The sequence below is a fragment of the Vibrio sp. SCSIO 43140 genome (genome assembly GCF_023716585.1).
GTDB lineage: Bacteria > Pseudomonadota > Gammaproteobacteria > Enterobacterales > Vibrionaceae > Vibrio > Vibrio maritimus_B.
In genome coordinates, this window is the sequence record NZ_CP071850.1 from 264884 (window position 1) to 278268 (window position 13385).

Consider the following 13385-nt stretch of genomic DNA (forward strand, 5'->3'; position numbering starts at 1 on the left):
CTAGTGCGTGTTTGATACCCGACGACGCGGGCATAAGTGATTAATTAATGATTTAACTAGGTTTTACTATGAGGTGTGAGAAAGTGCAATTGAAATCCTCTCACGTTAGCGAGAGGATTTCTGGTTTGAATGTAGAGGGATGCCTAGGTCAGTATTAGCATTGCCGCGTAGACGATAAGCAGACCAATGATACCTATGATAAGACCGGTCTTCGCCATGTCTTTACTCTCAATAAGCCCTGTCGAATAGGCGAGAGAGTTAGGCGGTGTCGAAACAGGTAAGATCATGCCAAGTGATGCAGAGAAGGCGACCACAACGAGTAAGCCTTGCAAGCCACCAATGGCTGCCAAGCTTTCCATTGATGCCCCAATCGCTGCGGCAATTGGCATGAGCAAGTTAGCGGTTGCGGTATTAGACATGAAGTTTGCCATTAACCAGCAGACTATAGACAAGGTAATCACTACGGCAAATGGAGACAAAGATTCATAATCGATGGCATGAGCGAGCGCTTCTGCGAGCCCCGTTTTATCCAAACCAATACCGATCGCAATACCACCGGCAACTAGCCAGAGTACATCCCAGTTAATCAGCTTGAGTTCCTCTTTGCCCATGATGCCCGTCAGGGTGAACACGGCGAGTGGGATAATGGACACAACATAGGTGTTCATGCCGTGAAGCTTTGTGGTCATCCACAATAAAATAGTCGCTGCAAAGGTGGCGTACACGACCATGGCTCGCCAATTACGCTGGAACTTGCCTTCGAGCTTGAGCACCATCTTTCCTTCTGAGGATGGAAATAGCTTTTGCAGTAGGAACCAAGCGATAGTGAGTTGGATAATCACGAAGGGGAGCCCCATCATCATCCATTGCAAGAAGTCGATCGTGTTCTCACCAGTTAAGTATTGCAAGGCGATAGCGTTAGGTGGTGTGCCTATTGGCGTTGCAATGCCACCAGTATTGGCGGCAATCGGAATACAGAGGACCAACGCCTTGATGCCAAGGTCCCCTTTAGGGGCGGAGGCGACGATGGGGCCAAGCAGAGCCAGCATCATGACGGTCGTCGCCGTGTTAGACATAAACATCGAGAACACGGCAGTAATCAGCATCAGTCCAAGCATGATGAATTTGGGTTGGTCACCAAAAGGGCGCAAAAGTACACGGGCTAAGTTGTTGTCCAATTCATATTTGGAAGCCGCAATAGCCAGAGCAAAACCACCCATGAAGAGGATGATTATCGGTGAGGAGAAAGCACTAAAGATATCGGTATACACCAATAACTCACCAATATCATGACCGGCTGGTGGTGTACGGAATAGATGCAGCCCTTTATCTGAAATCATCACAAGCTCAAGTGCAATAATCAGAATGGAGGTAGCAAAAACAGGGACAGGCTCCAGTACCCAAAGTAGGGCTGCGAGCAAGAATATTGCCAACAGACGGTGTTGGATCAACGTGAGGTCATCGATTGGAATCCAATCAATTGGCATCATTAAGACGCCAAGGGGCACTAAGAAGCAGATCAGCAGCCTGATTAGTGTCCCGCGATTCATCTTCGGCATAGGCGCGGCACCAGGGTTAAAAGTTAGACTGCCACCTAGGTTAAAATATAAACGTCGTTTGGTCTTAGACTGGCGTTAAAGTTTTGAAAAGTCGAGGGAAGATTTGAATGGTGTTTTGCTTTGTATCAAAAATCGCGTCGGTATTTGAGCAAGGAAAGCGGCGGGTAGCACGATCTTTTTGCCAATAAAAACGGCGCCTTAGCGCCGTTTTCTTTTGTTAAGCTTCGCTTTCTGACTCGCTATCAGAATCAGTTTGAGCTTCTGGTTTCACTGCGTGTGCGTAAGGTGTGCCCATTACCGTCGGCGCATTGTTGGCCATAGTCTCATCAAAACGAATGGCGTCTTTAGCAAACAGGTTGATGACGGTAGAGCCAAGCTTGAAGCGGCCCATTTCCTCACCTTTCTTGAGTACAACCGCTTTGTCGCCTTCAGCAGGGTAGTCCCAAGTGTAAACGGTATTACCACGTGGTGGAGTTACCGTACCGGCCCAGATGAGCTCGATAGCACCTACGATGGTTGCCCCAACCAGTACTTGTGCCATAGGACCAAACTCGGTATCGAAGATACATACCACTCGCTCATTACGAGCGAACAGATTGGGTACGTTCTCAGCCGTTAGAGGGTTTACAGAGAACAAGTCGCCTGGCACGTAAATCATCTGACGCAGTGTACCATCACACGGCATATGAACGCGGTGGTAGTCACGTGGAGATAGGTACAGAGTCGCAAACTCACCTTCAGCAAACTCGGCTGCAAGCTCTGGGCTGCCACCTAGTAGTTCTTGAGCGGTGTAGTCATGGTTTTTCGCTTGGATAAGCTTACCGTCGGTGATAGGTCCAAACTGGCTCACACACGCATCCGCTGGGTGAGCGATCACTGACTCGCCCTCGGCGATAGGACGCATACCCGGCTTTAACTCACGAACGAAAAACTCGTTAAACGTTTTGAAGTGCTTTGGATCGCTGTGCAGCGCTTCATCCATGTTGACGTTATATTGCTTGATAAACCAACGAATGATCGCTGTTGTTAGACCGCCAGCTTTTGCTGATGCCAGCTTACCTACTAGGCGCGTTAGCCCATGTTGAGGTATCCAGTATTGCAGTCCAACTTTAATCTTATCCATTGTCTAAAATTCCAACGTTAATTGATTGATATTACTTCAGGGCGCGAGATACTAATGGAAATCGCTTCAAATGTCAGCAAATTGTGACAAGTACACGGACAGAGTGTTAAACCAGTCCGAGTTTTATCATGAACTACAGATCGGCTTTCTTGTTCCGTGAGTACTGACGGTTGGCTTTACCTTCTGCCATGCTATCAATGATGCGGTGATAGTTATCAAATCGAACCGGGTCGATTTTTCCATCTTCCACTGCTTCACGCAAAATACAGCCAGGGTCATCCAAGTGCTTGCAATCGCGGAACTTACATCCACCCAGATAAGGTCTGAATTCGACAAAGGCTTCAGTGACTTCGCTCGGCTCTAAGTGCCACAAACCAAACTCTCGAACCCCTGGAGAATCGATCAAATCACCACCGGAAGGGAAGTGATAAAGTCTAGCGGCTGTCGTGGTGTGCTGACCTAGGCCTGAGTTTTCAGAAACCGCGCCTTCTTCCACATCAAGCTCTGGCATGAGTGCGTTGACCAAGCTAGATTTACCTACGCCAGACTGACCAACGAAGATGTTGATTTTGTCTTTGAGGTGAGCTTCAAGCTCCGCAATGCCTTCACCAGATTCTTTACTGACGAGTAGCACCTTGTAGCCGATGTTTTTATACACCTCCAACAGCTCGTAAAACTCGTCGCGACTCTCTTCTGGAAGTAGGTCAATCTTGTTTAGCACGACTAATGGAGCAATCTGAAGTGTTTCCGAGGCGATAAGGTAGCGGTCGATGATATTCAGTGAAAGCTCTGGTACTACTGCTGACACAATAACCATTTGATCAACGTTAGCGGCGACGGGCTTGAGGCCGTCGTAGTAATCTGGGCGCGTCAGCATCGAGCTTCTTGGTTCAACGGCCTCGACGACACCGGAGATCCCGTGCATTGATTCCAGACCAATGCGCCATTTCACGCGGTCGCCAGACACCAAGGATTCAATGCCACGACGCAAGTTGCAGCGATGGATTTCTTTGGTTTCAAGATCTTCGATATCAGCATGTTGACCGAATCGAGTGATCACTAGCCCCTGCTTGACGCTGCCAAGCATGGTCTCATCCCACTGGATGGTTTCTTCTTTTGCTAGCTTCTTCTTTTGGTTGCTGCGTACACGACGCACTTGACCTTTGGTCAGTTTTTTCTTTTTCGCCACGATATTTCATTGATGCGATTCGCATCAAACCATTTTGGTTACTGAATTTAATTTCGGTATAGTACCTCTTTTGACAGAAAACAAATAGACGAGGGCGTTATGTCTTTCAGCGATGACAATTTGATCTGGGTTGATCTGGAGATGACCGGGCTGGATCCTGAGACACACAAAATCATCGAGATCGCGAGCATTGTGACCGATAGTGAGTTGAATATCTTGGCTGAAGGACCGGTAATCGCCATCCATCAACCAGAAAGTGAACTAGCGAAGATGGATGACTGGTGCACCAATACTCACACAGCGAGTGGGTTGGTGGCTCGTGTTCAAGCAAGCGACCACGATGAGGAGAGTGCGATCCGTGAAACTATCGCGTTTTTGGAAAAGTGGGTACCAAAAGGTAAGTCGCCTATTTGCGGCAACAGTATCGGTCAAGATCGTCGTTTCTTGTATAAACACATGCCAGAACTTGAAGAGTACTTCCATTACCGTTACGTCGATGTCAGCACGATTAAAGAACTGACTCGTCGCTGGAAGCCTGAGGTGCTTGATGGCTTTACTAAACAGGGTACGCACCTAGCGCTAGATGATATTCGAGAATCGATCGCTGAGCTTAAGTTCTATCGTGAAACCATTTTCACTATTTGATCGTTGAATACTTGTTAAAAACAATGACTTTGAGCTGCGAAAGATAAGAAGTCATCGCAAAATTGTGTGCTTTTTCATCAAACGGGAAAAAAGATCATTTTTTTGCTGATAAGGACTTGCATCACAAAAAAATGCTCTTATAATTCGCAGCCCTGAACGACGAAAGACGTTCAATGCGACACTAGCTCAGTTGGTAGAGCGCAACCTTGCCAAGGTTGAGGTCACGAGTTCGAACCTCGTGTGTCGCTCCAGTTTGATAGGCGCTTTCATCATGCCTTAAATGATGATTACGGACGCGGGGTGGAGCAGCTTGGTAGCTCGTCGGGCTCATAACCCGAAGGTCGTCGGTTCAAATCCGGCCCCCGCAACCAATTCTCTTATGAGAACATGCGACACTAGCTCAGTTGGTAGAGCGCAACCTTGCCAAGGTTGAGGTCACGAGTTCGAACCTCGTGTGTCGCTCCAAATTAATAAGCTTTCATCATGCTTTGAATGGTGACTACGGACGCGGGGTGGAGCAGCTTGGTAGCTCGTCGGGCTCATAACCCGAAGGTCGTCGGTTCAAATCCGGCCCCCGCAACCAAATTTAATCAATAGCGTCTGCTGTTGATATGCGACACTAGCTCAGTTGGTAGAGCGCAACCTTGCCAAGGTTGAGGTCACGAGTTCGAACCTCGTGTGTCGCTCCAGTTTAAAAAGCTCTCATCATGCTTTGAATGATGACTACGGACGCGGGGTGGAGCAGCTTGGTAGCTCGTCGGGCTCATAACCCGAAGGTCGTCGGTTCAAATCCGGCCCCCGCAACCAATTCTCTTATGAGAACATGCGACACTAGCTCAGTTGGTAGAGCGCAACCTTGCCAAGGTTGAGGTCACGAGTTCGAACCTCGTGTGTCGCTCCAAATTAATAGCTGTCATCGTGCTTAACGGTGAGACAATACGGACGCGGGGTGGAGCAGCTTGGTAGCTCGTCGGGCTCATAACCCGAAGGTCGTCGGTTCAAATCCGGCCCCCGCAACCAATTCTCTCTATGAGAACATGCGACACTAGCTCAGTTGGTAGAGCGCAACCTTGCCAAGGTTGAGGTCACGAGTTCGAACCTCGTGTGTCGCTCCAAACAGATAGTCTTCATCGTACTTAACGGTGACAAAATGCGACACTAGCTCAGTTGGTAGAGCGCAACCTTGCCAAGGTTGAGGTCACGAGTTCGAACCTCGTGTGTCGCTCCAAATAGATAGTCTTCATCGTACTTAACGGTGACAAAATGCGACACTAGCTCAGTTGGTAGAGCGCAACCTTGCCAAGGTTGAGGTCACGAGTTCGAACCTCGTGTGTCGCTCCAATAAATAGTCTTCATCGTACTTAACGGTGACACAATACGGACGCGGGGTGGAGCAGCTTGGTAGCTCGTCGGGCTCATAACCCGAAGGTCGTCGGTTCAAATCCGGCCCCCGCAACCAATTCTCTCTATGAGAACATGCGACACTAGCTCAGTTGGTAGAGCGCAACCTTGCCAAGGTTGAGGTCACGAGTTCGAACCTCGTGTGTCGCTCCATTTCTCCCCCGAAATGGTTTAAGAAGCGGTTATAACAAAGTTGAGAAACTTAGTCCCACAACCGCATGCTCTTTCCTAATGCTGAGAAGCATCACTCCCTAAAATTTAACGCTTATTAATTTTCGATTTGTACTGATTACGTCATCGAAAATATTTGCTGTGTATTCTATTTTCTACACACCGCTATCGCAGTAGGCAATTGCCTTAGCTGCAGGTCAGTTACACTTAAATTAACAGAGTTATCCACATTATTATTCTGTGGATAAGTTGGTTGATAAATTGTTTTTGAGACTGTTTAAATAGTGAAACTTGAAAGATCTTTACATGACAGTGGTGTTATAGAAAACTAAATTTACACGTGTAAGTGGTTGTTTTTAATTGGATATGTCATTTTGTTTTTACTTTTTACTTGACAGTAAAATGATCAGCAAGTGACGTTTTTTTGATCCTGGTCATATATTGAATCTGTGTTTAACCTGATTTCTCAACGACTAACTGTCGATGAAAATGTAGTTTTTCCACAAATCGAATTTTGGGATGTTAGTCAAGAAAATTAATTTGATTTTTTTGCAGCCATTGGCGGCTAGGCGTCGCGGGGCAATCCCTTTCTCACGATACGAATCAATCGTTGGTTTTTCGTCGCGAGCTGGGAGTCGACGGAATTAGGCAACTGATCGAGTAGTTGCTTACGCGCCCACACAATATGTTCATCAAGAAGCTCTGATTGACCTTGAATCGATGCTAGTGCCTCAATATATCGCTCGGAATAAGGGGCGTTGCCTATCGCTATGATTAGGTTTCTCTGCCACTGCTCATGACCAATTCTTCGAATCGCTGAGCCTTCCATATATTTTAGAAACCTGGCTTCATCCCATGTAAGTAGAGTGGCAAGGTCGGTGTCATTAAAAGCAGGGCGTCTTTGAAAGTCTGGTTGCTGACCCAGATCGGCAAAGCGGTTCCAAGGACAAACAAGTTGGCAATCATCACAGCCATAGATACGGTTGCCCATTGCAGAGCGCAATGATTCCGGAATCACGCCTTTATATTCGATAGTTAGGTAAGAAATACAGCGTCTCGCATCAATGACACCATTATCAAGAATGGCGTTGGTGGGGCATGATGTCACACAGGCAGAGCATTTACCGCATTGATTCTCGACAGGCGCATCTACTGGTAGCGGCAGGTCTATAAACAGCTCACCAAGAAAGAACCAAGAACCCGCGTCTTTATCGAGTAATAGGGAGTGTTTTCCTGTCCAACCTAATCCTGCTTTTTCAGCAATCGGTCGTTCGAGGACAGGTGCCGAGTCGACAAATGGTCGATAGCCCAGTTCAGAGACCTCTTGCTCGATACGTTGACCAAGTTTCTTAAGTTTGTTGCGGATAAGCTTGTGATAGTCACGCCCAAGCGCGTAGCGACTGATATAACCCGAATGTTTGTCTTCTAGGTTAGTAGCGAAGCTTGCATCCTCTGGTAGGTAATCCATGCGAACGCTGATGATTCTGCACGTGTTGGGATGTAGTTTGTCAGGATGGATTCGCAGATCTTGATGCGTTTCCATCCAAGCCATATCACCGTGATAGCCCGCTTCTAACCAACTTTTGAGTACAGTCTCCTGATCTCGAAGGTCGATATCGCTGATACCGGCTTTTTGAAATCCGAGTTCCTGTGCCCAAACTTTAATGTCGCTAGCCAGCTTGTTTAAGTCCATCACGATTACCCAAGTAGAAAAGGACGCGTATTCTATACTCAAAACCAATGCTACCCAAGTATGAGCGGCAAAAAAGCAATGATCCATTGTGGATTGCTCAGTGCTTTATTGCCTTGTACAAACTTTCGGCGACTATTTTGTACTTTCACAGTAGGGTTAAATTGAAAATAATGGTAAATTTTCTGATTACTTACAGAAGATCACTTGTCTGTGAAAAGCGACACAGTTTACTATTTCGGCTCTCAAAGGCACCACTCAGAGAAAAATGTGATGAGTACTAAAAAATTTTCCTTAGCTAATGAATCAGAAACCATTTTAATTGGAACTAAACTGGCTAATCTCTGTTCAAAACAGACAACGATCTATTTGCACGGTGACCTTGGTGCGGGGAAAACCACATTCAGTCGTGGCTTTATTCAAAGCTTAGGTCACAAAGGTAATGTGAAAAGCCCAACCTATACGTTAGTTGAGCCCTATGAGCTTGATGGTTGGAATGTCTACCACTTTGACCTTTATCGTCTTGCGGATCCCGAAGAGCTGGAATTTATGGGCATCCGTGATTATTTCTCAGACGATGCCATTTGTCTGGTCGAATGGCCAGAGAAAGGCCAGGGTATTTTGCCTTCTGCTGATCTGGATATCGAAATCCGTTATGTAGGAGAAGCGAGAGAGATCGCCTTCACGGCAAATAGCGATTATGGAAGAGAGTTAATTAGTCAGTTGGAGTTAAATTGATCAGTCGTTTTCTTAGCAGCATGATGAAAGTCATGCTGCCGTTATGCTTACTGTTTCCTGCCATCACTCTTGCAAATGCATTAGAGGGTATTCGTGTTTGGCCATCTCCAGACGAGACTCGAGTCGTTATCGACCTCAAGTCTGAAGCGGATTACAGCTACTTCTCGTTGACGGGGCCTTCTCGAATCGTGGTTGATTTAAAAAACACCTCACTCAATACCAAGCTGCCGATAGGGGTATCGGATAGCCCTGTCCTTAGCAAAATTCGCAAAAGTTCTCCGCCTAATAAGGGAACCTACAGGCTGGTCTTTGAGTTAAAGAAGTCTTCGACGCCACAGATATTTAAGCTAAACCCGACGCCGGGTGGTCAGTATGGCCACCGATTGGTGATTGATTTACCTCACGGGAAGGCGACCAGCCAACCTGCTGTCAGCACACCAAGCAGTAAAACCAAAGTGAGCCGTGATGCGTCGCAATTGCGTGGCAATGCCGACATTGTTGTTGCCATTGATGCAGGCCATGGCGGTGAGGACCCAGGCTCAATTGGTCCAACGAAGAAATACGAAAAGCATGTCACCTTGAGCGTGTCTAAGAAGCTGGCCGCACAAATTGACGCGATCCCTGGGATGAAGGCCGTGCTTACGCGCCGCGGAGATTATTTCGTAAACCTCAACAAACGCTCTGAGATTGCTCGTAAAAATGGTGCTCACTTACTGGTGTCGGTTCACGCCGATGCATTTAGAACGCCTCAGCCTCGCGGAGCGTCGGTGTTTGTTCTCAATACTCGCCGAGCAAATACAGAGATTGCTCGTTGGGTAGAAAACCATGAGCAACAATCAGAGCTTCTGGGCGGTGCAGGGGAAGTGCTCGCCAAGAACACCAATGATAGAAATGTTAGCCAAACTCTACTCGATCTTCAGTTTAGCCACTCTCAGAAAGAGGGCTATAAGGTGGCGACCAAGATACTGCGAGAGATGGGTAAAGTTGCACACTTACACAAGAAAGAACCAGTCAATGCCAGTCTTGCGGTATTGAAGTCGCCGGATATTCCATCGGTACTGGTTGAAACAGGCTTTATTTCTAATCCGGCTGAAGAGCGTCTTCTGACCACTCGCAGCCACCAAGACAAACTCGCACGTGCATTGGCAAAAGCGATTGTTCAATATTTTGAAGCAAATCCGCCTGAAGGTACGTTGTTCGCTAATCGTGGACAACAGCGCAAGCACACAGTGAAGCGTGGCGAGTCTCTATCAGTGATCGCTCAGAAGTATGGCTCTTCGGTATCGGCAATTAAGAGTGCGAATAACCTTAAGAGTACGTCATTAGCGGTTGGTCAAACCCTGGTAATTCCTGGCAGCAGCGCGCCTGTCAAAGTCAGTAATAAAGTGAATACTGTGGAAACCAAGACCGTGACTCATACCGTGGTCAAGGGGGATTATCTTGGAAAGGTTGCCAACAAGTATAAAGTGTCGGTCGCGGACATTAAGCGTGAGAACAACTTAAAATCTGACGTGCTTAAGTTGGGTCAAAAGCTCAAGATCACTGTCAGCCTCAAGGATCTCCCACTTCGCAAACACACAGTGAAGCGCGGAGAATATCTCGGCAAGATAGCGTCGCAATACGGGGTGAGTGTTAAGAGCATCCGCGATGCCAATAAGTTGCGTTCAGACTCACTCGCTGTTGGGCAAGTGTTGTTGATTCCGCATAAGTAATTTCATCTAGACAGATTCGTTCGGAGAAACAGAGTGACGATAAAGATTCTACCTGCTCGACTGGCAAACCAAATCGCAGCAGGTGAGGTGGTTGAGAGGCCAGCCTCGGTAGTCAAAGAGCTGGTCGAGAATAGCCTAGACTCTGGTGCGACCCGAATCGATATCGACATTGAAAAAGGCGGCGCCAAGCTGATTCGAGTTAGGGATAACGGTAAAGGTATCCCAAAAGACGAGCTTCAGTTGGCGCTCAGTCGCCATGCCACCTCGAAAATCCATACGCTCGATGATCTCGAAGCTATTATGAGTCTTGGCTTTCGCGGTGAGGCATTGGCAAGTATCAGCTCAGTGGCACGGCTCACTCTGACTTCTCGCCCTACGACTCAAGAGCAGGCATGGAGCGCCTACGCCGAAGGTCGTGATATGGCGGTGAAGCTTAAACCTGCCGCCCACCCGATTGGTACCACACTTGAAGTGCTGGATCTGTTTTTTAATACTCCGGCGCGTCGCAAGTTTCTTCGTACGGAAAAAACCGAGTTCAACCATATCGATGAGCTACTAAAGCGAATTGCGTTGAGCCGCTTCGATGTCTCTATCAATTTAAAGCATAACGGCAAGCTCATTAGGCAATATCGTGCTGCGAAAAATGATGCGCAAATGGAGAAGCGAATTGCGGCCGTTTGTGGTGCACCATTTGTTCGTCATATGTTGAAAATCGAGTTAGAGCACAATGACCTAAAGCTTCATGGTTGGATCACCATCCCGGAAGGGGCTAGGGCTCAAAGCGATCTTCAATATTGCTACGTGAATGGGCGCATGATGAAAGATAAACTCATCAATCATGCTATTCGCCAGAGCTACGAAACCAGTCTAGCGCCTGAGCAGTATGCCGCGTACGTGTTGTTCATTGAGATTGACCCGCATCAGGTGGATGTCAATGTGCACCCTGCAAAGCACGAAGTGCGCTTCCATCAGGCAAGGTTGGTACACGACTTTATCTATCAAGCGCTCAGTGATGCCTTGGTGCAAGCGAAGTCCATTGAAGCGCCTACGGCGTCAACCTCTGCATTTAGTCGTTTTGAGGCGGAGGCAAAACCCGCTGCCTCAGAGCTCGATAATGTTACCGATGCTAATCGCCCAGAAAAGAGTGACACACACACTGTGTCTGAATCACTGATTCAGGCGGTAGAGAGTATTCCCGCTTATCCTGGGCGATCAGATTATCAGCCTAATCGCGACAGCGAGTATTCTTCAAAATCAAATCGCAAAGACGAGGGAGTGGCAGAGGCGACCCCTCGCAATGAGTGGACGTCAAGTTCAACACCACAGCGAAACAGCACGAAGTCTGGAGCGCGAGTGCCGGAAAAGACCCCGAGCGCAGAAGAGGTGCGTGTCTATCAAGAGTTGATGCAAACGCCAGATCTTCCAGCGCCTGTGACCGATAATGACATGGAGCAAGCGGTAGAGCGTGACGATGCGATCAATGACGTAATGATAGAGCGCGTTGGTAAAGCAATTGCTATGGCTGATCCCACATACGTGTTAGTGAAAGCAGAGCCTTGTTGTGCCCTAGTTTCTCTTCGCCGCGCCGAGTTTTATCGATTATTTGCCCAGCTTGATCCGAAAGCTGAGCCCCTGAAGATGCAGCCTCTATTAGTGCCTTTATCACTTAAGGTGACGGATCAGCAAAGAGAGCTTGCAGAAGCTCAGGTCGACTTACTTTTGGCGTTTGGTATCGACATCAAGGTTCGAAACAAACAGACGCTTATGGTGATGGGGGTTCCGTCGCCACTTCGTCAGCAAAATTTGCAATTGTTAATTGATGAAATGCTGTCATACTTGGCGACCCTTGAGCAGCAAGACATTAGCAAGAGCCGTTTGAGCCTTTGGCTAACCAAAAAAGTGCTGCAAGTGAAAAGTAGCTACACTTTATCTGAGTCTGTTCAGATACTCGGTAATCTAGAGCAGCTTTACGACGGTAAGCTACCTTTGAGCGACCCTAAATTTGTCCGCCCTGTCGATTTTACGGCCACAATTGCAGCGTTTTCATCATGAATCAACAATTACCACTTGTTCTGTTTTTAATGGGTCCTACTGCCTCTGGTAAGACGGAGTTAGCGATTCGTCTTCGTCAGCAGTACCCTGTGGAGATCATCAGCGTCGATTCTGCGCTGATTTACAAAGGTATGGATATCGGTACCGCGAAGCCGGATGCGCAAGAACTTGCGCTAGCGCCTCATCGTCTTATCGATATATTAGACCCGTCAGAGGCCTACTCTGCGGCTGATTTTCGCCGCGATGCATTAAATGAGATTGCCAAGATCCATGCTGAGGGCAAGATACCGCTATTGGTTGGCGGGACCATGCTGTATTTCAAAGCTTTGCTTCAAGGATTATCGCCGTTGCCTGCTGCTAATCCAGACATTCGAGCGCAGATCGACAAAGAGGCGCAAGAAAAGGGCTGGCAAGCACTTCATAATGAACTTAAAGAGATAGATCCTGTCTCAGCAGAGAGGATTCATCCAAATGATCCGCAGCGTTTGTCACGCGCACTTGAGGTGTATCGAATCTCAGGTAAGTCTCTGACAGAATTGACTGAAACCAAAGGGGAGCCTTTGCCGTTTCGCGTCAAACAATTTGCGGTAGCGCCCAAAGATCGCGCTTTGTTACATAAACGCATTGAATTGCGCTTCGAGAAAATGATAAAAGCAGGCTTTGAAGATGAAGTCAAAGCGTTATATGCTCGAGAAGATCTTCACCCAGATCTGCCGTCGATCCGTTGTGTCGGCTACAGACAGATGTGGGAATACTTAGATGGAGAGAGTACGTTAGACGACGCGATTTTCCGCGGAATCTGTGCGACTCGACAATTGGCCAAGCGACAAATCACCTGGTTAAGGAGTTGGGATGATTTGGTTTGGCTCGATAGCGAACACATTGAGGATTCAATGAAAACTCTCACAGACGCCATAGCATCTGATGGTATTAACTGTGTATAATGTGGTCGCTTTTGCGTACAAATACCCAAAAAGGAACTGAGTTTTGTTTTCAAAGACGATTGTTGTTCTATGATTATAAAACTAAGGGGTATTTCATTGGTTTAGCTCAGATGCAAAGGCAGCACCAAATTGCAGTGCACCAATAGCTAAATAATTAAAAC

General features: G+C 47.4%; 9 protein-coding genes and 13 tRNA genes. 18 read left to right on the plus strand and 4 right to left on the minus strand.

Annotated elements, in window-relative coordinates:
• Positions 1-143: 143 nt before the first annotated feature.
• The 3 genes from J4N45_RS01280 to rsgA form a co-directional block, all read right to left on the minus strand.
• A complete protein-coding gene (locus tag J4N45_RS01280; protein WP_234494667.1) occupies positions 144-1559 on the minus strand; it encodes an SLC13 family permease in 1416 nt (471 codons plus the stop codon).
• Positions 1560-1776: 217 nt separating this feature from the next.
• The gene (gene asd / locus J4N45_RS01285) at positions 1777-2682 is read right to left on the minus strand and encodes an archaetidylserine decarboxylase (protein ID WP_252013167.1); all 906 of its coding nucleotides are present in this window, start codon (positions 2680-2682) and stop codon (positions 1777-1779) included.
• A 133-nt stretch (positions 2683-2815) separates the two neighbouring features.
• Positions 2816-3871 carry a small ribosomal subunit biogenesis GTPase RsgA gene (gene rsgA / locus J4N45_RS01290; RefSeq protein ID WP_252013169.1) on the minus strand — a complete coding sequence of 352 codons (1056 nt, stop codon included), beginning with the start codon at positions 3869-3871 and terminating at the stop codon, positions 2816-2818.
• A gap of 99 nt (positions 3872-3970) precedes the next feature.
• Here rsgA and orn point away from each other — a divergent pair, with 99 nt between their 5' ends.
• The 14 genes from orn (at position 3971) to J4N45_RS01360 (ending at position 6070) form a co-directional block, all read left to right on the plus strand.
• Positions 3971-4516, plus strand: a complete 546-nt coding sequence (orn, locus tag J4N45_RS01295; RefSeq protein ID WP_042478877.1) for an oligoribonuclease — start codon at positions 3971-3973, stop codon at positions 4514-4516.
• Between the two features lie 175 nt (positions 4517-4691).
• Positions 4692-4767: transfer RNA gene (locus J4N45_RS01300), tRNA-Gly, on the plus strand.
• A gap of 43 nt (positions 4768-4810) precedes the next feature.
• A tRNA-Met gene (locus J4N45_RS01305) sits at positions 4811-4887 on the plus strand.
• An 18-nt stretch (positions 4888-4905) separates the two neighbouring features.
• Positions 4906-4981: transfer RNA gene (locus tag J4N45_RS01310), tRNA-Gly, on the plus strand.
• Positions 4982-5022: 41 nt separating this feature from the next.
• Positions 5023-5099 (plus strand) — tRNA-Met (locus tag J4N45_RS01315).
• A gap of 30 nt (positions 5100-5129) precedes the next feature.
• A tRNA-Gly gene (locus tag J4N45_RS01320) sits at positions 5130-5205 on the plus strand.
• Between the two features lie 41 nt (positions 5206-5246).
• Positions 5247-5323 (plus strand) — tRNA-Met (locus tag J4N45_RS01325).
• An 18-nt stretch (positions 5324-5341) separates the two neighbouring features.
• Positions 5342-5417 (plus strand) — tRNA-Gly (locus J4N45_RS01330).
• A 42-nt stretch (positions 5418-5459) separates the two neighbouring features.
• Positions 5460-5536 (plus strand) — tRNA-Met (locus J4N45_RS01335).
• A 19-nt stretch (positions 5537-5555) separates the two neighbouring features.
• Positions 5556-5631: transfer RNA gene (locus J4N45_RS01340), tRNA-Gly, on the plus strand.
• A gap of 37 nt (positions 5632-5668) precedes the next feature.
• Positions 5669-5744 (plus strand) — tRNA-Gly (locus J4N45_RS01345).
• 37 nt (positions 5745-5781) lie between these two features.
• Positions 5782-5857 (plus strand) — tRNA-Gly (locus J4N45_RS01350).
• A gap of 41 nt (positions 5858-5898) precedes the next feature.
• Positions 5899-5975 (plus strand) — tRNA-Met (locus J4N45_RS01355).
• A gap of 19 nt (positions 5976-5994) precedes the next feature.
• Positions 5995-6070 (plus strand) — tRNA-Gly (locus J4N45_RS01360).
• A gap of 583 nt (positions 6071-6653) precedes the next feature.
• Here the strand turns inward: J4N45_RS01360 and queG are convergent.
• Complete coding sequence (gene queG / locus J4N45_RS01365) at positions 6654-7781, minus strand: tRNA epoxyqueuosine(34) reductase QueG (protein ID WP_252014630.1); 1128 nt, start codon at positions 7779-7781, stop codon at positions 6654-6656.
• A 270-nt stretch (positions 7782-8051) separates the two neighbouring features.
• On the opposite strand from queG, the gene tsaE reads away from it, so the two are divergent.
• The 4 genes from tsaE to miaA are packed head-to-tail and all read left to right on the plus strand — an operon-like array spanning position 8052 to position 13224.
• Positions 8052-8516: a tRNA (adenosine(37)-N6)-threonylcarbamoyltransferase complex ATPase subunit type 1 TsaE gene (gene tsaE, locus J4N45_RS01370; protein WP_252013171.1), complete on the plus strand. Its 465-nt coding sequence runs from the start codon at positions 8052-8054 to the stop codon at positions 8514-8516.
• A gap of 20 nt (positions 8517-8536) precedes the next feature.
• Entirely contained in the window at positions 8537-10228 is a 1692-nt protein-coding gene (locus tag J4N45_RS01375; protein ID WP_252014631.1) for a LysM peptidoglycan-binding domain-containing protein, read from the plus strand.
• A gap of 33 nt (positions 10229-10261) precedes the next feature.
• Positions 10262-12280, plus strand: a complete 2019-nt coding sequence (gene mutL / locus J4N45_RS01380; RefSeq protein ID WP_252013173.1) for a DNA mismatch repair endonuclease MutL — start codon at positions 10262-10264, stop codon at positions 12278-12280.
• Entirely contained in the window at positions 12277-13224 is a 948-nt protein-coding gene (miaA, locus tag J4N45_RS01385; RefSeq protein ID WP_234494658.1) for a tRNA (adenosine(37)-N6)-dimethylallyltransferase MiaA, read from the plus strand. The genes mutL and miaA overlap by 4 nt, the downstream gene beginning before the upstream one ends.
• The last annotated feature ends 161 nt before the right edge of the window (positions 13225-13385 follow it).

Bases quoted from the DNA above. Each gene is read 5' to 3' on its own strand.
- J4N45_RS01280 (WP_234494667.1), bottom strand. From the start codon at position 1,559: ATGCCGAAGATGAATCGCGGGACACTAATCAGGCTGCTGATCTGCTTC.
- asd (WP_252013167.1), bottom strand. From the start codon at position 2,682: ATGGATAAGATTAAAGTTGGACTGCAATACTGGATACCTCAACATGGG.
- orn (WP_042478877.1), top strand. From the start codon at position 3,971: ATGTCTTTCAGCGATGACAATTTGATCTGGGTTGATCTGGAGATGACC.
- queG (WP_252014630.1), bottom strand. From the start codon at position 7,781: ATGGACTTAAACAAGCTGGCTAGCGACATTAAAGTTTGGGCACAGGAA.
- tsaE (WP_252013171.1), top strand. From the start codon at position 8,052: ATGAGTACTAAAAAATTTTCCTTAGCTAATGAATCAGAAACCATTTTA.
- J4N45_RS01375 (WP_252014631.1), top strand. From the start codon at position 8,537: ATGATGAAAGTCATGCTGCCGTTATGCTTACTGTTTCCTGCCATCACT.
- miaA (WP_234494658.1), top strand. From the start codon at position 12,277: ATGAATCAACAATTACCACTTGTTCTGTTTTTAATGGGTCCTACTGCC.